Below are 18,140 nucleotides of genomic sequence, written 5' to 3' on the forward strand. Positions count from 1 at the left end.
GCAGGAGGGGAGGCTTGAAGAATCAGGGTCTGCGCTAACCTGTTTGGTTTCGCAGCGCAGCAATTTTGCCCGTGAACCCAGGGAATTCCCCATGCAAGAAGCCTTGAACGCCATGCCCGGCTCCGAAAGTGACTCGGAGGAACGCAAGGGCGAATTCGTCAGCTTCGAAGGCTCGCCGTTCCAACTGTTCCAGCCTTTCCCTCCGGCGGGGGATCAACCCACGGCCATTGCCCAGCTGATCGAGGGCATCAACGACGGCCTCAGCTACCAGACGCTGCTGGGCGTGACGGGCTCGGGCAAGACCTTCACGATGGCCAATGTCATCGCCCGCCTGGGCCGCCCGGCCATCATCTTTGCGCCCAACAAGACGCTGGCCGCCCAGCTCTACAGCGAGTTCCGGGACTTCTTTCCGAACAACGCGGTCGAATACTTCGTCAGCTATTACGACTATTACCAGCCCGAGGCCTATGTGCCGCAGCGCGACCTCTTCATCGAGAAGGACAGCGCGATCAACGAGCACATCGAGCAGTTGCGCCTGTCCTGCACCAAGAGCCTGCTGGAGCGGCGCGACGTGATCATCGTGGCCTCGGTGTCGGCCATCTACGGTATCGGCAACCCCAGCGACTACCACCAGATGGTGATGACGCTGCGCGTGGGCGACAAGATGGGCCAGCGTGACGTCATCGCCCACCTGATCCGCATGCAGTACACGCGCAACGAGATGGAGTTCGTGCGTGGGCATTTCCGCGTGCGCGGCGACACCATCGACGTGTTTCCGGCCGAGCACTCCGAGCTGGCCATCCGCATCGAGCTGTTCGATGACGAGATCGAGGCGCTGTCGCTGTTCGACCCGTTGACGGGCCAGATCCGCCAGAAGATCCCGCGTTTCACCGTCTACCCGAGCAGCCACTACGTGACGCCGCGGGACCGCGTGCTGGCGGCGACGGACGCGATCAAGGCGGAGCTGCGCGAGCGCGTCGACTTCTTCGTCAAGGAGGGCAAGCTGGTCGAGGCGCAGCGCGTCGAGCAGCGCACTCGCTTCGACCTCGAGATGCTGCAGGAGGTGGGGCACTGCAAGGGCATCGAGAACTACACCCGGCACCTGTCCGGCGCCCAGCCTGGCGACCCACCGCCGACGCTGGTGGACTACCTGCCCAAGGACGCCATCATGTTCCTGGACGAGAGCCATGTGCTGATCGGCCAGTTCGGCGGCATGTACAACGGCGACCGGGCGCGCAAGACGACGCTGGTGGAGTACGGCTTCCGCCTGCCGTCGGCCCTGGACAACCGGCCGCTGAAGTTCGCCGAGTTCGAACGCAAGATGCGCCAGGCCGTGTTCGTGTCGGCCACGCCGGCCCAATACGAGCAGGACAACGCTGGCCAGGTGGTCGAGCAGGTGGTGCGGCCGACCGGCCTCGTCGACCCCATCGTCGAGGTTCGCCCGGCCACCCAGCAGGTGGACGATGTGCTGCAGGAGATCCGCCTGCGCGTCGAGGTTAATGAGCGGGTGCTGATCACGACGCTGACCAAGCGCATGGCCGAACAATTGACCGACTACCTCAGCGACAACGGCGTCAAGGTGCGCTATCTGCACTCCGACGTGGACACGGTGGAGCGGGTCGAGATCCTGCGCGACTTGCGCCTGGGCGCCTTTGACGTGCTGGTGGGCATCAACCTGCTGCGCGAAGGCCTGGACATCCCCGAGGTGTCGCTGGTCGCCATCCTGGATGCCGACAAGGAAGGCTTTCTGCGCGCCGAGCGCAGCCTGATCCAGACCATTGGCCGCGCAGCCCGCAACCTGAACGGCAAGGCCATCCTCTACGGCGACCGCATCACCGAGTCGATGCGCAAGGCCATCGGCGAGACCGAACGTCGCCGCGCCAAGCAGGTGGCTTTCAACGAGGAAAACGGCATCACGCCGCGCAGCGTGACCAAGCGCATCAAGGACCTCATCGACGGGGTGTACTCCGCCGAATCCGGCCGCGACGACGCGAAATTGCTGGCAGCGGCCAAGATCGAGGACTTGTCGGAGAAGGATCTGGCCAAACGTATTGCCCAGCTCGAAAAGCAGATGCTGGAGCACGCTCGCAACCTGGAGTTCGAGCAGGCGGCCCGCATTCGGGATCAACTGGGGCAACTTCGCGAGCAGGCCTTCGGGGCCCGCGTCCACGACAACATCGTGCCTCTGGACAGTGCTCGCAAGGTGGGGGCGCGCTGAGGCTGCTGCGGCGCAGCAAAGAAACCCGTCCAAACCTAGGGGCTAGTGAGTAACCCTGGGAGAGGCTCGATTAGTCGAGTAAAATGATCGGAAATGATTTGCTCGGCTATTGTCCCGGTTATTCCGGGTTAACCCCCAATCATTTGACCTGGACAAATCGTGTTCAGGCACCTCGCAAAGGAGTTTCGTATGCGTCTCACCACCAAAGGCCGGTTTGCAGTCACCGCGATGTTGGACTTGGCGCTGCGCGAGAACACGGGTCCGGTCGCGCTGGCGGCGATCAGCCAACGCCAGCAGATTTCCCTCTCCTACCTGGAGCAGCTGTTCGGCAAGCTGCGCCGCCATGAGCTGGTGGAAAGCACCCGCGGCCCGGGCGGCGGTTACTCGCTCGGTCGCAAGGCCGAGGACATCACCGTTGCCGACATCATCGTCGCCGTGGACGAGGCGCTGGACGCCACCGGCTGTGGCGGCAAGGAAAACTGCATGGGTGAGGACAGCGGTCGCTGCATCACCCATGAACTCTGGACCAATCTGAACGCCAAGATGATCGAGTACCTCGACTCGGTCTCGCTGCGCAAGCTCGCCGACGAGCAACTCGCCAAGGGCTTCGAGGTCGAGGCGGCGCCGGTCAAGCGGGCCATCTCCAGCCAGCCGGTGCTCAAGCCCATCCGCGTGACGGCGCCGAACTCGGTCTTTGCCCTGGGTGGCGCGTTCAGCAAGTAAGTCTTTCAGAAGAACTCAAAAGAAGTCGTTCCATGGACATGACCCCGCACTTCCCGATCTACCTCGACTATGGCGCCACGACGCCGTGCGATCCCCGCGTGGTGGACGCGATGATTCCCTGGTTGCGCGAGCATTTCGGCAACCCGGCATCGCGCAGCCACGCCTGGGGCTGGGAAGCGGAAGAGGCGGTCGAGAAGGCGCGTGTGCAGGTCGCCGAGCTGATCGGCGCCGACCCGCGCGAGATCGTCTGGACGTCCGGCGCCACCGAGTCCAACAACCTGGCACTCAAGGGCGCCGCGCAGTTCTACAAGACCCGCGGCAAGCACCTGATCACCGTGAAGACCGAGCACAAGGCCGTGCTCGACGCCATGCGTGAACTGGAGCGCCAGGGCTTCGACGTGACCTATCTCGATGTGCTGGAGAACGGCCTCGTCGACCTGGAAGCCTTCAAGGCCGCGCTGCGCGCCGACACCATCCTGGCTTCGGTCATGTTCGTGAACAACGAGATCGGTGTCGTCCAGGACGTCGTCGCGCTGGGCAATCTGTGCCGCGAGCGCGGCATCATCTTCCACGTCGATGCGGCCCAGGCCACCGGCAAGGTCGAGATCGACATGGCCAAGCTGCCCATCGACCTGATGAGCCTGGCCTCGCACAAGAGCTATGGTCCCAAGGGCATCGGCGCCCTCTACGTGCGCCGCAAGCCGCGCATCCGCCTGGAAGCGCAGATGCACGGCGGTGGCCACGAGCGCGGCATGCGCTCCGGCACACTGCCCGTGCACCAGATCGTCGGCATGGGCGAGGCCTTCCGCATCGCCCGCGAGGAGATGGGTGCCGAGAACGAACGCATCCGCGCGCTGCACAACAAGCTGATCAAGGGCCTGTCCGGTATCGAGCAGACCTTCATCAACGGTGACCTCGAGCACCGTGTGCCGCACAACCTGAACATCTCGTTCAATTACGTCGAGGGTGAGTCCCTGATCATGGGCGTGAAGGGCCTGGCGGTGTCGTCGGGTTCGGCCTGCACCTCGGCCAGCCTGGAGCCCAGCTATGTGCTGCGCGCGCTGGGCCGCAGCGACGAGCTGGCCCACAGCTCGCTGCGCATGACCATCGGCCGCTTCACGACCGAAGAAGAAATCGACTACGCGATCAGCGTGCTGACCGACCGCGTGGCCAAGCTGCGCGAACTGTCCCCGCTTTGGGACATGTACAAGGACGGCATCGACATCTCGACCATCCAGTGGGCTGCCCACTGAGCGTCGACACAGGAGAACACCATGGCATACAGCGAAAAGGTCGTTGACCACTACGAGAACCCCCGCAACGTCGGCAAGTTCGACAACGGCGATGACGACATCGGCACCGGCATGGTCGGCGCACCGGCCTGCGGCGACGTGATGAAGTTGCAGATCAAGGTCAACCCGGCGACCGGCCTCATCGAGGACGCCAAGTTCAAGACCTATGGCTGCGGCTCGGCCATCGCCTCCAGCTCCCTCGTGACCGAATGGGTCAAGGGCAAGACGCTGGATCAGGCGCTGACGATCAAGAACACGCAGATCGCCGAGGAGCTGGCCCTGCCACCGGTCAAGATTCACTGCTCCATCCTGGCCGAAGACGCCATCAAGGCCGCGGTGGACGACTACCGCGCCAAGCACGCCAACTGACATGTCCGTCACGCTGACCGAAGCTGCGGCCCGCCACGTCAAGCGCTACATCGCCAAGCGCGGCAAGGGCGTGGGCGTGCGGCTGGGCGTGAAGACGACCGGCTGCTCGGGCCTGGCCTACAAGCTCGAATACGCCGACGACGTGGCGCCCGAGGATGTGGTCTTCGAAGGTCATGAGGTCAAGATCCTCATCGACCCCAAGAGCCTGCCCTACCTCGACGGCACCGAGCTGGACTTCGTTCGCGAAGGCCTGAACGAAGGCTTCAAGTTCCGCAATCCGCGCGAGAAGGACAAGTGCGGTTGCGGCGAGTCCTTCCGTGTCTGAAACTCGCTGACTCCATGACAGGCGCGGTGTGAACCGCGCCTTTTGCTTTTCCACCCGCCATGCGCCTCACCGACAACGACTTCCAGCTCTTTGGCCTGCCTGAACGGCAAGCCCAGGTGCGCGCCGACATCGATGCGCGCTGGAAGTCGCTGCAAGCCGAGGTCCACCCCGACCGCTTCGCATCGGAAGGCGCCGCCGCCCAGCGCGTGGCCATGCAGTGGGCCATGCGTGTCAACGAAGCCCACCAGCGCCTGCGCGACCCGCTCAGGCGCGCCGCTTATCTGTGCGAGCTGCGTGGTGCGCCGGTTCAAGCCGAGAACAACACGCAGATGCCCGCGGCCTTCCTGATGCAGCAGATGGAATGGCGAGAGGCGCTTGACGACGCCGATGGCGAAGCCGCCCTCCAGGCGCTGGACGACGACGCGGCGCAAGCCGAAACCACTGCGCTCGCCACCGTGCAGCGCCTGCTCGATGAAGCCGGCAACGCGCCGGCTGCCGCATCCCAGGTCCGCGCGCTGATGTTCATCCAGCGCTTCCGTGCCGATATCGACCAGCGCCTCGCCGCGCTGGATGCCTGAACACCATGGCTCTTCTCCAGATCTCCGAACCCGGCGCGTCGCCCGACCCGCACCAGCGCCGCATCGCCGTCGGCATCGACCTCGGCACGACGCACTCCCTCGTCGCGGCCGTCCGGCATGGCGTGGCTGAATGCCTGCCCGATGAGCAGGGCAGGGTGATCCTGCCGTCCGCCGTGCGCTACTTGCCTGAAGGTCGCCGCCAGATTGGCGCCGATGCACTCGCCGCGCAGGCTGACGACCCCGAGAACACCATCGTCTCGGTCAAGCGCTTCATGGGCCGTGGCCTGGCTGACGTGGCCAACCGTGAGCAGCTGCCCTACCAGTTCGAAGACCGTCCCGGCATGCTGGCCATCGGCACGCGCGATGGCGTGAAGAGCCCGGTCGAGGTGTCCGCCGAGATCCTGGCCACGCTGCGCTTTCGCGCCGAGGACAGCTTTGTCGACGACCTGTTCGGCGCCGTCATCACGGTGCCGGCCTATTTCGACGACGCCCAGCGCCAGGCCACCAAGGACGCCGCCGAACTTGCCGGTTTGAAGGTGCTGCGCCTCATCAACGAGCCCACCGCCGCCGCGATTGCGTACGGCCTGGACAACGCCAGCGAAGGCCTGTATGCGGTCTACGACCTGGGCGGCGGCACCTTTGACATCTCGCTGCTGCGCCTGACGCGCGGCGTGTTCGAGGTTGTCGCGACGGGCGGCGATGCGGCCCTGGGGGGCGACGACTTCGATCGCGTGCTGGCCGACTGGGCGCTCGCGGGCCGTGCCATGGAATCGGCCCATGACAAGCGCGCTGTCCTCGTCGCGGCGCGTGCCGCCAAGGAGGCCCTGTCTGACGCGGACTCGACCGAGCTGGTGGCCGCGCTGGATGCCGGCGAGCTGCGTGTGGCCGTCACCCGCGCTCAATTCGAAGAGCTCGTCCAGCCGCTGATCGCCAAGACGCTGTCGTCCGTGAAGCGCGTGCTGCGCGACGCCAAGGTCAAGGCAGTCGACGTGGTGGGCACGGTCATGGTTGGCGGCTCCACGCGCATGCCCGTCGTTCGCGGCGCGGTGAGCGAGCTGTTCGGCCGCGAGGTGCTGACCAACCTGAACCCGGATGAGGTCGTCGCGCTGGGCGCCGCCATCCAGGCCAACCAGCTGGCAGGCAATGCCGCCGACGGCGAAATCCTGCTGCTCGACGTGATCCCGCTGTCCCTCGGCCTCGAAACCATGGGCGGCCTGGCCGAGCGTGTCATCGAGCGCAACTCGACCATCCCCGTCGCCAAGGCCCAGGACTTCACGACCTTCAAGGATGGCCAGACCGCGCTGGCCATCCATGTCGTGCAGGGCGAGCGCGAGCTGGTCAGCGAATGCCGTTCGCTGGCGCGCTTCGAGCTGCGCGGCATCCCGCCCATGGTGGCCGGTGCGGCCCGCATCCGTGTCAGCTTCCAAGTCGACGCGGACGGGTTGCTCAGCGTGTCCGCCGAGGAGTTGACCTCGGGGGTGCAGGCGGCCATCACCGTCAAGCCCAGCTACGGCCTCGGCGACGACGAGATTGCCAACATGCTGAAAGACGGTTTTGCCAGCGCCGAGGGCGACATGGCGGCGCGCAAGCTGCGCGAAGCCAAGGTCGAGGCCGAGCGCATGGTCCTGGCGACTCGCAGCGCGCTGGCCGCCGATGGCGACCTGCTGCCGGCGGCGGAGCGCGACGCCCTGCAGGCACGGTTGAAGGACCTGGCCCAGATGGACGGCGATGCCGACGCCATCGACGCTGCTGTGAAGGCGCTGGCCGAGGCGACCGAAGGCTTTGCCGCCGAGCGCATGAACCGCTCCATCGCCCGCGCGCTGACCGGCCGTGCCGTCAACCAGATTTGAGAACTGACATGCCCGTCATCAAGATCCTTCCCCACGCCGAGTACTGCCCCGACGGCGCCAGCATCACGGCGACGCCCGGCACGTCGATCTGCGAAGCCTTGCTGGCCAACGACATCCACATCGAGCATGCCTGCGACCAGGTCTGCGCCTGCACGACCTGCCACGTCATCGTGCGCGAAGGCGGCCGTTCGCTGAGCGAGATGGAAGAAGACGAAGAGGACATGCTCGACCGCGCCTGGGGGCTGGAGCCCGACTCGCGCCTGTCCTGCCAGGCGCTGCTGCGCCAGCAGGATGTGACGGTCGAGATTCCCAAGTACTCGATCAACCACGCCAAGGAAGGCAAGTGACCTCCGTGCGGCGCATCCTGGGGTTCGAGTCGTCCTGCGACGAGACCGGGGTTGCGCTTGTCGAGATCGATGGCAATGCGCCGCCGAAGCTGGTGGCGCAGGCGCTGCACAGCCAGATCACGATGCACCAGGCCTATGGCGGCGTCGTGCCCGAGCTCGCCTCGCGCGACCATGTGCGCCGCGTGCTGCCGCTGACGCGCGAGGTGCTGTCGCAGGCCGGCCTGGCGCTGCATGACATCGACCTGATCGCCTACACGCAGGGCCCTGGCCTCGCAGGCGCGTTGCTTGTCGGCGCTGGCGTGGCCGTGTCGCTGGCCGCCGCGCTGGATGTGCCGGCCCTGCCCATCCATCACCTGGAAGGGCATCTGCTGTCGCCCTTCCTGTCGGCCGATCCGCCGGAATTCCCTTTCGTCGCGCTGCTGGTCAGCGGCGGCCACACGCAGTTGATGCGCGTGGACGATGTGGGCAGCTACGAGATCCTTGGCGAAACCATCGATGACGCCGCCGGCGAGGCCTTTGACAAGAGCGCCAAGCTGCTCGGCCTGCCTTACCCGGGTGGCCCGCACCTGGCGCGCATGGCCGAGTTCGGCAACCCCGCGGCTTTCACGCTGCCGCGCCCGCTGCTGCACAGCGGCAAGCCGGACTTCAGCTTTGCCGGCCTGAAGACGGCAGTGCTGACGCAGGTGAAGAAGATCGGTGATTCACCCTGCGAGCAGACCAAGGCCGATCTCGCTGCGGCGACGCAGGAAGCCATCGTCGAGGTGCTGGTGAAGAAATCGCTGCTGGCCTTGAAGATGACCGGCCTGAAGCGCCTCGTCGTTGCCGGCGGTGTCGGTGCAAACACGAAGCTGCGTGAGCAACTGAACGCCGCCTGCGCCAAGCGGGGCGTGCGTGTGCACTATCCCGAGCTGGCTCTGTGCACCGACAACGGCGCCATGATCGCGATGGCCGCCGCGCTGCGGGTGCAGCGCGGCATGGCCAACCCGAGGCAGGACGGCGGCTTTGAAGTCCGTCCGCGCTGGGAACTGACGTCGGCTTAGTTGACCGTCAGCTGGCCGCCGTTCTCGGCGACACGCTTGACCAGGTTCAGCGTCAGCACGCCGTTCTCGAAGCGGGCTTCCGATTGCGTCTGGTCGATCTCGACCGGCAGCGAGAAGCTGCGGGCGTAGCGGGCGGCGCGGCGCTCGCTGTACAGCAGGCGCGAGCCGTCGGTGGCGGCTTCGCTCTCCGGCGTGACGGTTTCGACGTTCACGCGGCGGCCTTCGATGCGAACCTTGACGGCCTCCTTGGCCACGCCGGGCATGTCGACGGTGACGCGGTAGGCCTTGTCGTCCTCAGAAACGTCCAGCGCCGGGCTGCGGGCGGCATTGCTGTCGGCGTCGAACTGGCGCAGGGCGCGGGCAACGTGGCGGGGGTGGGTCAGATAGAACATGGTGAAGAAACTCCAGTGGTTGCGCTGCTGAACCAGTCGGGAGCAGCACCCGATGACCCAGAGATGTGGCGATGCGAGGGCGCTTCAAGGGCTGTTTTTGCGTTGGCGCAGAGATGTCACGCATTTGCAGGGCAGGGCGGTTTGGGCTCTTGAAACCCTCGTTGCGTGCCCCACGTCCGCCCGCTTGGCCTGCCGCGGTTTGGGTCTCCCGCCGCTTTGGGATAGAATCCGCAGGTTTTGCGCTTCACGGTGCAGAACATTTAGCACGGCTAGGGGCGGTTTCCCCCTTGTCCGCAAGTCAACCCCGGAAACCGTCTGCGGCAGCACCAGCAGTTGTGCCTTGCCCGGCCGGACTTCCGAAACCTTTTGGAAAACAAAATGTCCGTCGCCGACAAGAAGGCCGAAATCGTCAAGGCCAACGCGCGCAGCGCCAATGACACCGGCTCGCCGGAAGTCCAGGTCGCCCTGCTGACCGCCCGCATCAACGATCTGACCCCCCACTTCAAGACCCACGCCAAGGACCACCACGGTCGTCGCGGTCTGCTGAAGATGGTCAACACCCGCAAGAGCCTGCTGGCCTACCTGAAGCGCGTTGACTCCAGCCGTTATGTCGCGCTGATCGCCAAGCTGGGCCTGCGCAAGTAATTCCCGCCAATCCACGAGGAGCCTGTCTGGTCCATTAGCCCAGTACAGGCTCTTTGTCCATCTATCTGCCGGAACCGAGCTGACGTGGTGTCGGATCATTCCAAGACGGTTTGTTGAGCCGCCCTGGAATGGCATCTGGACCAAACCCAGTCTCGTTCCCGGTTCCCTCGGGTGCCCCCGCACCCACCACAACCAGGAGATGAGCATGTCCATTTTCAACAAGGTCACGAAGTCCTTCCAATGGGGCCGCCACAACGTCGTGCTGGAAACGGGTGAAGTCGCCCGCCAGTCCACCGGCGCCGTCCTCGTCAACATCGAAGGCACCGTCGTGCTGGCCACCGTGGTCGCCAAGACCGAAGCCAAGGCCGGCCAGGACTTCTTCCCGCTGACCGTCGACTACCTCGAAAAGACCTACGCCGCCGGCAAGATCCCCGGCAGCTTCTTCAAGCGTGAAGGCCGCCCCAGCGAGCATGAGACGCTGACCAGCCGCTTGATCGACCGCCCGATCCGCCCGCTGTTCCCGGAAGGCTTCTTCAATGAAGTCCAGGTCGTCATCCACGTGGTGAGCCTGAACCCTGAAGTGCAGGCCGACATCGCCGCCCTGATCGGCACGTCCGCCGCGCTGGCCATCTCCGGCATCCCGTTCAACGGCCCGATCGGCGCCGCCCGCGTGGGCTATGTGAACGGCGAGTACCTGCTGAACCCCGCCAAGTCGGAGCTGGTCAACAGCCAGATGGACCTGGTCGTCGCCGGCACGCAAAGCGCCGTGCTGATGGTTGAATCCGAAGCTTCGGGCCTGTCGGAAGAAATCATGCTCGGCGCCGTTGTCTTCGGTCACGAGCAAGGCAATGTCGCCATCGCCGCGATCAACGACCTGGTGCGCGACGCCGGCAAGCCGACCTGGACCTGGACCGCGCCCGCCAAGGACGAAGCCTTCATCGCCAAGGTCAACGGCCTCGCCGAAGGTCCGCTGCGCGAGGCCTACCAGATCCGCTCCAAGCAGGCCCGCACGCAAGCCTGCCGCGCCGTGACGTCCAGCGTCTTCGCCGCGCTGAAGGACGAAGGCGTCGCTTTCGACAAGGTCGAGGTCGAAGGTCTGCTGTTCGAGATCGAAGCCCGCATCGTCCGCAGCCAGATCCTGGCCGGCGAGCCCCGCATCGACGGCCGCGACACCCGCACCGTGCGTCCCATCGAAATCCGCAACGGCATCCTGCCGCGCACCCACGGCTCGGCGCTGTTCACGCGCGGCGAGACGCAGGCCCTGGTCATCGCGACCCTGGGCACGGACCGTGACGCCCAGCGCATCGACGCGCTGGACGGCGAGTTCGAGGACCGCTTCATGATGCACTACAACATGCCCCCCTTCGCCACCGGCGAGACGGGTCGTGTGGGTTCGCCGAAGCGCCGCGAAATCGGCCACGGCCGCCTGGCCAAGCGCGCGCTGATCGCCGCGCTGCCGAGCAAGGAAGACTTCCCCTACTCGCTGCGCGTCGTCTCCGAAATCACCGAGTCCAACGGCTCTTCGTCGATGGCTTCCGTCTGCGGCGGCTGCCTGGCACTGATGGACGCCGGCGTGCCGATGAAGGCCCACGTGGCCGGCATCGCCATGGGCCTGATCAAGGACGCCAACCGCTTCGCCGTGCTGACCGACATCTTGGGTGACGAAGATCACCTGGGCGACATGGACTTCAAGGTGGCCGGCACGACGACCGGCATCACCGCCCTGCAGATGGACATCAAGATCCAGGGCATCACCAAGGAAATCATGCAGGTCGCCCTGGCGCAAGCCAAGGAAGCCCGCCTGCACATCCTCGGCAAGATGACCGAAGCCATGGGCAGCGCCAATACCGAGGTGTCGCAGTTCGCGCCGCGTCTGTACACGATGAAGATCAACCCGGAGAAGATCCGTGACGTCATCGGCAAGGGCGGCTCGACCATCCGTGCGCTGACCGAAGAGACCGGCACGACCATCGACATCGGCGAAGACGGCACCATCACCATCGCCTCGACGGACGCTGACAAGGCCGAACTGGCCAAGARGCGCATCCAGGAAATCACGGCCGAAGTCGAAGTCGGCAAGGTCTACGAAGGCCCGATCACCAAGATCCTGGACTTCGGTGCTCTCGTGAACCTGCTGCCCGGCAAGGACGGCCTGCTGCACATCAGCCAGATCGCCCACCAGCGCGTCGAGAAGGTCACCGACTTCCTGAGCGAAGGCCAGATCGTCAAGGTCAAGGTGCTGGAGACGGACGAGAAGGGTCGCATCAAGCTGTCGATGAAGGCGCTGATCGACCGCGAGGCCGCACCGGCTCCGGTGGCTCCGGCTGCTGACGCCCCGGCCGCGGAGTAAACGCTGCAGCGATGAAAGCCATCGCGATCACCCGCCCCGGCGGGCCCGAGGTGCTGGAACTGGCCGAACGGCCAGATCCAGTCGCGGGCTCGGGCGAGTGCCTGATCCGCGTTGCAGCTTCCGGCATCAATCGGCCGGACGTGCTGCAGCGCAAGGGCGCTTACCCGCCGCCGCCCGGCGCGAGCGATCTGCCAGGGCTGGAGGTTGCTGGCGAGATCGTCGCGGGCGATGTCCAGGCGCTGGCCGCGCATGGCTTCAAGCTGGGTGACAAAGTCTGCGCGCTGGTCAACGGCGGCGGCTATGCCGAGCTGTGCACCGCGCCTGTCGGCCAATGCCTGCCGGTGCCCAAGGGTTGGACGCTGACGCAGGCGGCGACGCTGCCTGAAACCTGCTTCACCGTGTGGGCGAACGTGTTCGACCGCGCGGGCCTGCAATCGGGCGAGACGCTGCTGATCCATGGCGGCTCCAGCGGCATCGGCGTGACGGCCATCCAGATCGCCAAGGCGCTGGGTGCGCGTGTGCTGGTGACGGTGGGCAGCGCCGACAAGGCCGAAGCCTGCAAGGTGCTGGGTGCCGATGTGGCGATCAACTACCGCGAACAGGATTTCGTCGCCGAAGCCAAGGCCGCCACCGGCGGTCGCGGTGTCGACGTGATCCTGGACATGGTGGCTGGCGACTACATTGGCCGCGGCGTGCAGGCGCTGGCCGAGGATGGTCGCCTGGCATTGATCGCCGTGCAGGGCGGTGTGAAGGCTGAGATCGATGCCGGCCTCGTGCTGCGCAAGCGCCTCACGATCACCGGCTCGACGCTGCGCCCGCGTTCCGTGGCCTTCAAGGCCCAGCTCGCGCGCTCGTTGCGCGACAAGGTCTGGCCGCTGATCGAGGCGGGGCTAGTCAAGCCCGTGGTGTATCGCGAGCTGCCGGCTGCCAACGCGGCCGAGGCGCATGCGCTGATGGAATCGAACCAGCACGTCGGCAAGATCGTGCTGAACTGGTGATGGAGTCGACATGAGAAGAAAACTCGTCGTGGGTAACTGGAAGATGCATGGCAGCCGCGCTGCCACTGCCCAGTTGCTCGCCGGCCTCAAGGAAGCCGGCCCCTGGAACGCCGACGTCGCCGTCTGCGTGCCGTTTCTCTACATCGCCGAGACGGCGCTCGCGCTGACCGGCGCGTCCATTGCCTACGGCTCGCAGGACTGCTCCTCGCACGAGCAAGGCGCCTACACCGGCGAGGTGTCCAGCGCGATGCTGGCCGACGTCGGCTGCCGCTACGCCATCGTGGGTCATTCGGAGCGCCGTGCCTATCACGCGGAGAGTGACCAGCTCGTTGCCGACAAGGCCAAGGCTGCGCTGGCCCATGGCGTGACGCCCATCGTCTGCGTCGGCGAAACCCGCGCCGAGCGCGAGGCTGGCCAGACTGAAGCCGTCGTCAAGCGCCAGCTGGCGGCGGTCATCCACACGCTGGGTCACTGCACCGGCGAAATGGTCGTCGCCTACGAGCCCGTCTGGGCCATCGGCACCGGCCTGACCGCCACGCCTGCCGAAGCGCAAGCGGTGCATGCCGTGCTGCGTGCCCAGCTGCATGCGGCGACGGACAAGTCCGGTGCCATGCGCATCCTCTACGGCGGCAGCGTCAAGGCCGACAACGCAGCCGAGCTGTTCTCGCAGGCTGATATCGACGGTGGCCTGATTGGCGGTGCTTCGTTGAAGGTGGCCGACTTTGCCGCCATCTGCCGCGCGGCAGCCCACTGAAATGAAGCAGCCCCTCGCCCAGTCTTGCGGCGCTGAACGCGCGCCAACCTGGTCGGTCCCCCGCGGGGACGAGGCCGCCTGCGGCGTTGGGCCGCAAGCAGCCTCAGGCGGGCCGGCTCGGGAGCGGCCCAGCGCTCGGCCCGGAAATAACTGAAGTGTCCCGGCGCCTGCCGCATGGAGCGGCGGCGTCATTGAGTTTTGATGGAGTGTTTGGAATGCAGGTCTTTGCGAATCTGGTGTTGATCGTTCAGTTGCTCTCGGCTCTGGCGATCATTGGTCTGGTGCTGGTGCAGCACGGCAAGGGTGCCGACATGGGCGCCTCCTTTGGCAGCGGCGCTTCGGGCAGCCTGTTTGGCGCCACCGGCAGTGCCAACTTCCTGTCGCGCAGCACGGCCGTCGCGGCCACGCTGTTCTTCGGTTGCACGCTGGGCCTGGCCTTCCTGTCCAACAGCCGCCCGGCCGCGTCGAGCGCCGACAGCGTGCTGGACCGCGCCGCCGTCGTCGCGCCCGCCGCTTCGGGTGCCGCCGCCATCCCTGGCGCCGTCGTCGCGCCGGCTGCCGCGGCTTCGGTGGCCGCGTCCGCCGCGCCCAACTGAAGACCGACTAAAAACCTCGTCTCCTCACCGGGACACCCCTAATTCCCGGTATAGAATTCGAGGCTGTCTGGCAGGCCTTCCCTCCTTGGGTTGCCAGGCATATTTGAGTACCTGCCGTCGTGGTGAAATTGGTAGACACGCTATCTTGAGGGGGTAGTGGCGAAAGCTGTGCGAGTTCGAGTCTCGCCGACGGCACCAGACAATCGGCTAGCATTCCCGTTGGTCCTGATGCGGGAATCAGCCAAAGCGGCCTGTCGCTAGGTTGCCCAGCCTGGAGCTGGGTTGACCGACGCAAGGTTCAAGGCGGGCGCGATCCGCGAGCGAGTTCTTTCGATTCGCTGGTGGCGCGCCTGTTTGCTTTTGTGCCCTGCTCGCGCAGGGGCCGCGTGGACGAAGAGACGTTCTAGTCGACCGAGAAAGCCCAGATGAATCTCGAACAATACCTGCCCGTCATCCTCTTCATCTTGGTCGGCGCAGTAGTCGGGATCGCACCCCAGGTGCTCGGCGCGCTGCTCGGGCCCAATCGGCCGGACAAGGCCAAGAACTCCCCCTACGAATGCGGCTTCGAGGCCTTTGAAGACGCGCGCATCAAATTCGATGTGCGGTACTACCTCGTCGCCATCCTGTTCATTCTTTTCGACCTGGAAATCGCCTTCCTGTTCCCCTGGGCCGTGGCGCTCAAGGAAATCGGTGCAACGGGCTTCTGGGCGATGATGATCTTCCTCGGCATTCTGGTCGTCGGCTTCGCCTACGAGTGGAAAAAAGGCGCCCTGGACTGGGAATAAGCGCTACGCCAAACACGCTGCTGGGAATTCGAAATGGGTATTGAAGGCGTCCTGAAAGAGGGCTTTGTCACCACCTCGGTCGACAAGCTCATCAACTGGTCCAAGACCGGCTCGCTGTGGCCGATGACGTTTGGCCTGGCCTGCTGTGCAGTCGAGATGATGCATGCGGGTGCCGCGCGCTACGACATCGACCGCTTCGGCATGCTGTTCCGTCCCAGCCCGCGTCAGTCCGATCTGATGATCGTGGCCGGCACGCTGTGCAACAAGATGGCGCCGGCCCTGCGCAAGGTCTACGACCAGATGGCCGAGCCGCGCTGGGTGCTCTCGATGGGCTCCTGCGCCAATGGCGGCGGCTACTACCACTACAGCTATTCCGTCGTGCGCGGCTGCGACCGCATCGTGCCGGTGGACGTCTACGTGCCCGGCTGCCCGCCGACGGCCGAGGCGCTGCTCTACGGCATCCTGCAGCTGCAGGCCAAGATCCGCCGCGAAAACACCATTGCACGCTGAGCGCCAAGGTATGAGCCTGAATCTCGAAACCCTGGCCCAGCAAGTTGGTGCCGTCCTTGGCGAGCGCGTCGTCGAGCTGAAGAACGCCCTGGGCGAACTGACGCTGACCGTGCGCGCGGCCGACTACCTCGAAGTCGCGACGACGCTGCGCGACCACCCCGAGCTCAAGCTTGAGCAGTTGATCGACCTCTGCGGCGTCGACTACAGCGGCTTTGGCGACGGCGCCTGGGAAGGCCAGCGCTATGCCGTCGTCAGCCACCTGCTGTCGGTCAGCAAGAACTGGCGCCTGCGCCTGAAGGTGTTCGCCACCGACGACGACTTCCCCTGCGTGGCCTCGGTCACCGAGGTGTGGAGTGCCGCCAACTGGTTTGAGCGCGAGGCCTTCGACATGTATGGCGTCATCTTTGACGGCCACAGCGACCTGCGCCGCATCCTGACCGACTACGGCTTCATCGGCCACCCGATGCGCAAGGACTTCCCTGTGTCGGGTCATGTCGAGATGCGCTACGACGCCGAGCAGAAGCGAGTCATCTACCAGCCGGTGACCATCGAGCCGCGTGAAATCACGCCTCGCATCATTCGCGAAGACAAGTACGGCGGGCTCTGAACCATGGCCGAAATCAAGAACTACACCCTCAACTTCGGTCCGCAGCATCCGGCCGCGCACGGCGTGCTGCGCCTGGTGCTGGAGCTGGACGGCGAAGTCATCCAGCGCGCCGACCCGCATATCGGCCTGCTGCACCGCGCGACCGAGAAGCTTGCCGAGAGCAAGACCTACATCCAGTCGCTGCCCTATATGGACCGCCTCGACTACGTGTCGATGATGGCCAACGAGCAAGCCTACTGCCTGGCCATCGAGAAGATGCTGGGCGTCGACGTGCCGGTCCGTGCGCAGTACATCCGCGTGATGTTCGCGGAGATCACGCGCCTGCTGAACCACCTGATGTGGCTGGGCGCGCACGGCCTGGACTGCGGTGCGATGAATGTGCTCATCTACTGCTTCCGCGAGCGCGAAGACCTGTTCGACATGTACGAGGCAGTCTCGGGCGCGCGCATGCACGCGGCCTACTTTCGGCCGGGCGGCGTCTACCGCGACCTGCCGGACACGATGCCGCAGCACAAGGCCAGCAAGATCCGCAACAAGAAGGACATCGATCGCCTCAACGAGAACCGCCAGGGCTCGCTGCTGGACTTCATCGACGACTTCTGCGCGCGTTTCCCCAAGAACGTCGACGACTACGAAACGCTGCTGACCGACAACCGCATCTGGAAGCAGCGCACGGTCGGCATCGGCGTCGTGTCGCCCGAGCGCGCGCTGAACCTGGGCTTCACCGGCCCCATGCTGCGCGGCTCCGGCATCGCCTGGGACTTGCGCAAGAAGCAGCCCTACGACGTCTACGACAAGCTGGACTTCGACATCCCCATCGGCACCAACGGCGACACCTACGACCGCTATGTCGTGCGCGTGGAAGAGATGCGCCAGTCCAACCGCATCATCCAGCAGTGCTCGGCCTGGCTGCGTGCCAATCCCGGCCCGGTCATCACCGACAACCACAAGGTGGCGCCGCCTTCGCGCGTGGACATGAAGTCCAACATGGAAGAGCTGATCCACCACTTCAAGCTCTTCACCGAGGGCTTCCACGTGCCCGAGGGCGAGGCCTATGCGGCCGTCGAGCACCCCAAGGGCGAGTTCGGCATCTACATGATCAGCGACGGCGCCAACAAGCCCTACCGCCTGAAGATTCGCCCGCCGGGCTTTGCCCATCTGGCGGCGCTGGATGAGATGGGTCGCGGCCACATGATTGCGGACGCCGTCGCCATCATCGGCACCATGGACATCGTGTTCGGCGAGATTGATCGATGAGCTACCAACTCTCTGACGCCACCCGCGCGCGCTTCGACCGCGAGGTCGCCAAGTACCCCTACGAGATGCGCCAGTCTGCCGTCATGGCCTGCCTGGCCATCGTGCAGCAGGAAGAGGGCTTCGTGTCCCGCGCGGCAGAAGACGTGATCGCCGCCCACCTCGGCATGCCGACCATTGCGGTCTACGAGGTGACGACCTTCTACAACATGTTCAACCAGCGCCCGACGGCCAAGTTCAAGCTGAACGTCTGCGCGAACCTGCCCTGCCAGCTGCGTGACGGCCAGAAGGCCATGGACCATCTGTGCAGCAAGCTCGGCATCGAGCAGGGCGGCACGACGGCCGACGGCCTCTTTACCGTGCAGAAGAGCGAGTGCCTGGGCGCCTGCGCCGACTCGCCGGTGATGCTGGTGAATGACCGCCAGATGTTGAGCTTCATGACGACCGAGCGCCTGGACGAACTCGTCGACGTGCTGCGGTCTGAAGCAGCCAAGGCCTGAGGACGAC

The 18,140-nt window shown here is 65.4% G+C and carries 20 protein-coding genes and 1 tRNA gene; 20 read left to right on the forward strand and 1 reads right to left on the reverse strand.

Going from position 1 to position 18,140, the window contains the following annotated elements; all coding sequences use genetic code 11:
• Positions 1-91 precede the first annotated feature (91 nt).
• From uvrB to tsaD, 9 genes are all read left to right on the forward strand, one after another.
• Positions 92-2,218 carry an excinuclease ABC subunit UvrB gene (uvrB, locus tag AC1DW3_RS19900; protein ID WP_477934108.1) on the forward strand — a complete coding sequence of 709 codons (2,127 nt, stop codon included), beginning with the start codon at positions 92-94 and terminating at the stop codon, positions 2,216-2,218.
• Positions 2,219-2,407: 189 nt separating this feature from the next.
• Entirely contained in the window at positions 2,408-2,941 is a 534-nt protein-coding gene (gene iscR / locus AC1DW3_RS19905) for a Fe-S cluster assembly transcriptional regulator IscR (RefSeq protein ID WP_025563988.1), read from the forward strand.
• A gap of 32 nt (positions 2,942-2,973) precedes the next feature.
• Entirely contained in the window at positions 2,974-4,194 is a 1,221-nt protein-coding gene (locus AC1DW3_RS19910) for an IscS subfamily cysteine desulfurase (protein ID WP_477934110.1), read from the forward strand.
• A gap of 21 nt (positions 4,195-4,215) precedes the next feature.
• The gene (iscU, locus tag AC1DW3_RS19915; protein ID WP_477934112.1) at positions 4,216-4,602 is read left to right on the forward strand and encodes a Fe-S cluster assembly scaffold IscU; all 387 of its coding nucleotides are present in this window, start codon (positions 4,216-4,218) and stop codon (positions 4,600-4,602) included.
• 1 nt (position 4,603) lies between these two features.
• Positions 4,604-4,927, forward strand: a complete 324-nt coding sequence (iscA, locus tag AC1DW3_RS19920; RefSeq protein ID WP_057299626.1) for an iron-sulfur cluster assembly protein IscA — start codon at positions 4,604-4,606, stop codon at positions 4,925-4,927.
• A gap of 59 nt (positions 4,928-4,986) precedes the next feature.
• Complete coding sequence (gene hscB, locus AC1DW3_RS19925) at positions 4,987-5,505, forward strand: Fe-S protein assembly co-chaperone HscB (protein ID WP_477934114.1); 519 nt, start codon at positions 4,987-4,989, stop codon at positions 5,503-5,505.
• Positions 5,506-5,510: 5 nt separating this feature from the next.
• On the forward strand, positions 5,511-7,355 hold the full coding sequence (gene hscA / locus AC1DW3_RS19930; protein ID WP_477934116.1) for a Fe-S protein assembly chaperone HscA: 1,845 nt from the start codon (positions 5,511-5,513) through the stop codon (positions 7,353-7,355).
• Between the two features lie 8 nt (positions 7,356-7,363).
• Positions 7,364-7,702 carry an ISC system 2Fe-2S type ferredoxin gene (gene fdx, locus AC1DW3_RS19935; protein WP_056196904.1) on the forward strand — a complete coding sequence of 113 codons (339 nt, stop codon included), beginning with the start codon at positions 7,364-7,366 and terminating at the stop codon, positions 7,700-7,702.
• A gap of 5 nt (positions 7,703-7,707) precedes the next feature.
• Positions 7,708-8,742, forward strand: a complete 1,035-nt coding sequence (gene tsaD / locus AC1DW3_RS19940; protein ID WP_477934226.1) for a tRNA (adenosine(37)-N6)-threonylcarbamoyltransferase complex transferase subunit TsaD — start codon at positions 7,708-7,710, stop codon at positions 8,740-8,742.
• Here the strand turns inward: tsaD and AC1DW3_RS19945 are convergent.
• Positions 8,739-9,134 (reverse strand): Hsp20/alpha crystallin family protein, encoded by a 396-nt coding sequence (locus AC1DW3_RS19945; protein WP_477934118.1) that lies wholly within the window; start codon positions 9,132-9,134, stop codon positions 8,739-8,741. The two genes, tsaD and AC1DW3_RS19945, sit on opposite strands and share 4 nt — an antisense overlap.
• Before the next feature lie 378 nt (positions 9,135-9,512).
• Here AC1DW3_RS19945 and rpsO point away from each other — a divergent pair, with 378 nt between their 5' ends.
• The 11 genes from rpsO to AC1DW3_RS20000 all read left to right on the forward strand — a co-directional run bounded on the left by rpsO (position 9,513) and on the right by AC1DW3_RS20000 (position 18,133).
• Positions 9,513-9,779, forward strand: a complete 267-nt coding sequence (gene rpsO, locus AC1DW3_RS19950) for a 30S ribosomal protein S15 (RefSeq protein ID WP_477934120.1) — start codon at positions 9,513-9,515, stop codon at positions 9,777-9,779.
• A gap of 205 nt (positions 9,780-9,984) precedes the next feature.
• Entirely contained in the window at positions 9,985-12,129 is a 2,145-nt protein-coding gene (gene pnp, locus AC1DW3_RS19955) for a polyribonucleotide nucleotidyltransferase (RefSeq protein ID WP_477934122.1), read from the forward strand.
• A gap of 11 nt (positions 12,130-12,140) precedes the next feature.
• The gene (locus AC1DW3_RS19960; RefSeq protein ID WP_477934124.1) at positions 12,141-13,127 is read left to right on the forward strand and encodes an NAD(P)H-quinone oxidoreductase; all 987 of its coding nucleotides are present in this window, start codon (positions 12,141-12,143) and stop codon (positions 13,125-13,127) included.
• A gap of 10 nt (positions 13,128-13,137) precedes the next feature.
• On the forward strand, positions 13,138-13,881 hold the full coding sequence (tpiA, locus tag AC1DW3_RS19965) for a triose-phosphate isomerase (protein WP_477934126.1): 744 nt from the start codon (positions 13,138-13,140) through the stop codon (positions 13,879-13,881).
• A gap of 215 nt (positions 13,882-14,096) precedes the next feature.
• On the forward strand, positions 14,097-14,477 hold the full coding sequence (gene secG, locus AC1DW3_RS19970) for a preprotein translocase subunit SecG (RefSeq protein WP_477934128.1): 381 nt from the start codon (positions 14,097-14,099) through the stop codon (positions 14,475-14,477).
• 113 nt (positions 14,478-14,590) lie between these two features.
• Positions 14,591-14,675: transfer RNA gene (locus AC1DW3_RS19975), tRNA-Leu, on the forward strand.
• Positions 14,676-14,902: 227 nt separating this feature from the next.
• Positions 14,903-15,262 (forward strand): NADH-quinone oxidoreductase subunit A, encoded by a 360-nt coding sequence (locus tag AC1DW3_RS19980; protein ID WP_477934130.1) that lies wholly within the window; start codon positions 14,903-14,905, stop codon positions 15,260-15,262.
• A gap of 33 nt (positions 15,263-15,295) precedes the next feature.
• Positions 15,296-15,772 (forward strand): NuoB/complex I 20 kDa subunit family protein, encoded by a 477-nt coding sequence (locus AC1DW3_RS19985; RefSeq protein ID WP_046113908.1) that lies wholly within the window; start codon positions 15,296-15,298, stop codon positions 15,770-15,772.
• A 10-nt stretch (positions 15,773-15,782) separates the two neighbouring features.
• Positions 15,783-16,379, forward strand: coding sequence for an NADH-quinone oxidoreductase subunit C (locus AC1DW3_RS19990; protein ID WP_477934132.1), 597 nt, complete (start codon positions 15,783-15,785; stop codon positions 16,377-16,379).
• Between the two features lie 3 nt (positions 16,380-16,382).
• The gene (locus AC1DW3_RS19995) at positions 16,383-17,636 is read left to right on the forward strand and encodes an NADH-quinone oxidoreductase subunit D (RefSeq protein ID WP_477934134.1); all 1,254 of its coding nucleotides are present in this window, start codon (positions 16,383-16,385) and stop codon (positions 17,634-17,636) included.
• On the forward strand, positions 17,633-18,133 hold the full coding sequence (locus AC1DW3_RS20000; RefSeq protein ID WP_477934136.1) for an NADH-quinone oxidoreductase subunit NuoE family protein: 501 nt from the start codon (positions 17,633-17,635) through the stop codon (positions 18,131-18,133). Before AC1DW3_RS19995 ends, AC1DW3_RS20000 begins: the two co-directional genes overlap by 4 nt.
• Positions 18,134-18,140 lie beyond the last annotated feature (7 nt).

This window comes from Roseateles sp. P2_H4 (genome assembly GCF_056403315.1).

What these genes read in the sequence shown, in the direction of transcription:
- AC1DW3_RS19995 (WP_477934134.1), top strand. Translation starts at nt 16,383, where the DNA reads ATGGCCGAAATCAAGAACTACACCCTCAACTTCGGTCCGCAGCATCCG.
- rpsO (WP_477934120.1), top strand. Translation starts at nt 9,513, where the DNA reads ATGTCCGTCGCCGACAAGAAGGCCGAAATCGTCAAGGCCAACGCGCGC.
- uvrB (WP_477934108.1), top strand. Translation starts at nt 92, where the DNA reads ATGCAAGAAGCCTTGAACGCCATGCCCGGCTCCGAAAGTGACTCGGAG.
- iscU (WP_477934112.1), top strand. Translation starts at nt 4,216, where the DNA reads ATGGCATACAGCGAAAAGGTCGTTGACCACTACGAGAACCCCCGCAAC.
- AC1DW3_RS19960 (WP_477934124.1), top strand. Translation starts at nt 12,141, where the DNA reads ATGAAAGCCATCGCGATCACCCGCCCCGGCGGGCCCGAGGTGCTGGAA.
- AC1DW3_RS19990 (WP_477934132.1), top strand. Translation starts at nt 15,783, where the DNA reads ATGAGCCTGAATCTCGAAACCCTGGCCCAGCAAGTTGGTGCCGTCCTT.
- AC1DW3_RS19980 (WP_477934130.1), top strand. Translation starts at nt 14,903, where the DNA reads ATGAATCTCGAACAATACCTGCCCGTCATCCTCTTCATCTTGGTCGGC.
- secG (WP_477934128.1), top strand. Translation starts at nt 14,097, where the DNA reads ATGCAGGTCTTTGCGAATCTGGTGTTGATCGTTCAGTTGCTCTCGGCT.
- iscA (WP_057299626.1), top strand. Translation starts at nt 4,604, where the DNA reads ATGTCCGTCACGCTGACCGAAGCTGCGGCCCGCCACGTCAAGCGCTAC.
- iscR (WP_025563988.1), top strand. Translation starts at nt 2,408, where the DNA reads ATGCGTCTCACCACCAAAGGCCGGTTTGCAGTCACCGCGATGTTGGAC.
- hscB (WP_477934114.1), top strand. Translation starts at nt 4,987, where the DNA reads ATGCGCCTCACCGACAACGACTTCCAGCTCTTTGGCCTGCCTGAACGG.
- fdx (WP_056196904.1), top strand. Translation starts at nt 7,364, where the DNA reads ATGCCCGTCATCAAGATCCTTCCCCACGCCGAGTACTGCCCCGACGGC.
- tpiA (WP_477934126.1), top strand. Translation starts at nt 13,138, where the DNA reads ATGAGAAGAAAACTCGTCGTGGGTAACTGGAAGATGCATGGCAGCCGC.
- AC1DW3_RS20000 (WP_477934136.1), top strand. Translation starts at nt 17,633, where the DNA reads ATGAGCTACCAACTCTCTGACGCCACCCGCGCGCGCTTCGACCGCGAG.
- AC1DW3_RS19945 (WP_477934118.1), bottom strand. Translation starts at nt 9,134, where the DNA reads ATGTTCTATCTGACCCACCCCCGCCACGTTGCCCGCGCCCTGCGCCAG.
- AC1DW3_RS19985 (WP_046113908.1), top strand. Translation starts at nt 15,296, where the DNA reads ATGGGTATTGAAGGCGTCCTGAAAGAGGGCTTTGTCACCACCTCGGTC.
- hscA (WP_477934116.1), top strand. Translation starts at nt 5,511, where the DNA reads ATGGCTCTTCTCCAGATCTCCGAACCCGGCGCGTCGCCCGACCCGCAC.
- AC1DW3_RS19910 (WP_477934110.1), top strand. Translation starts at nt 2,974, where the DNA reads ATGGACATGACCCCGCACTTCCCGATCTACCTCGACTATGGCGCCACG.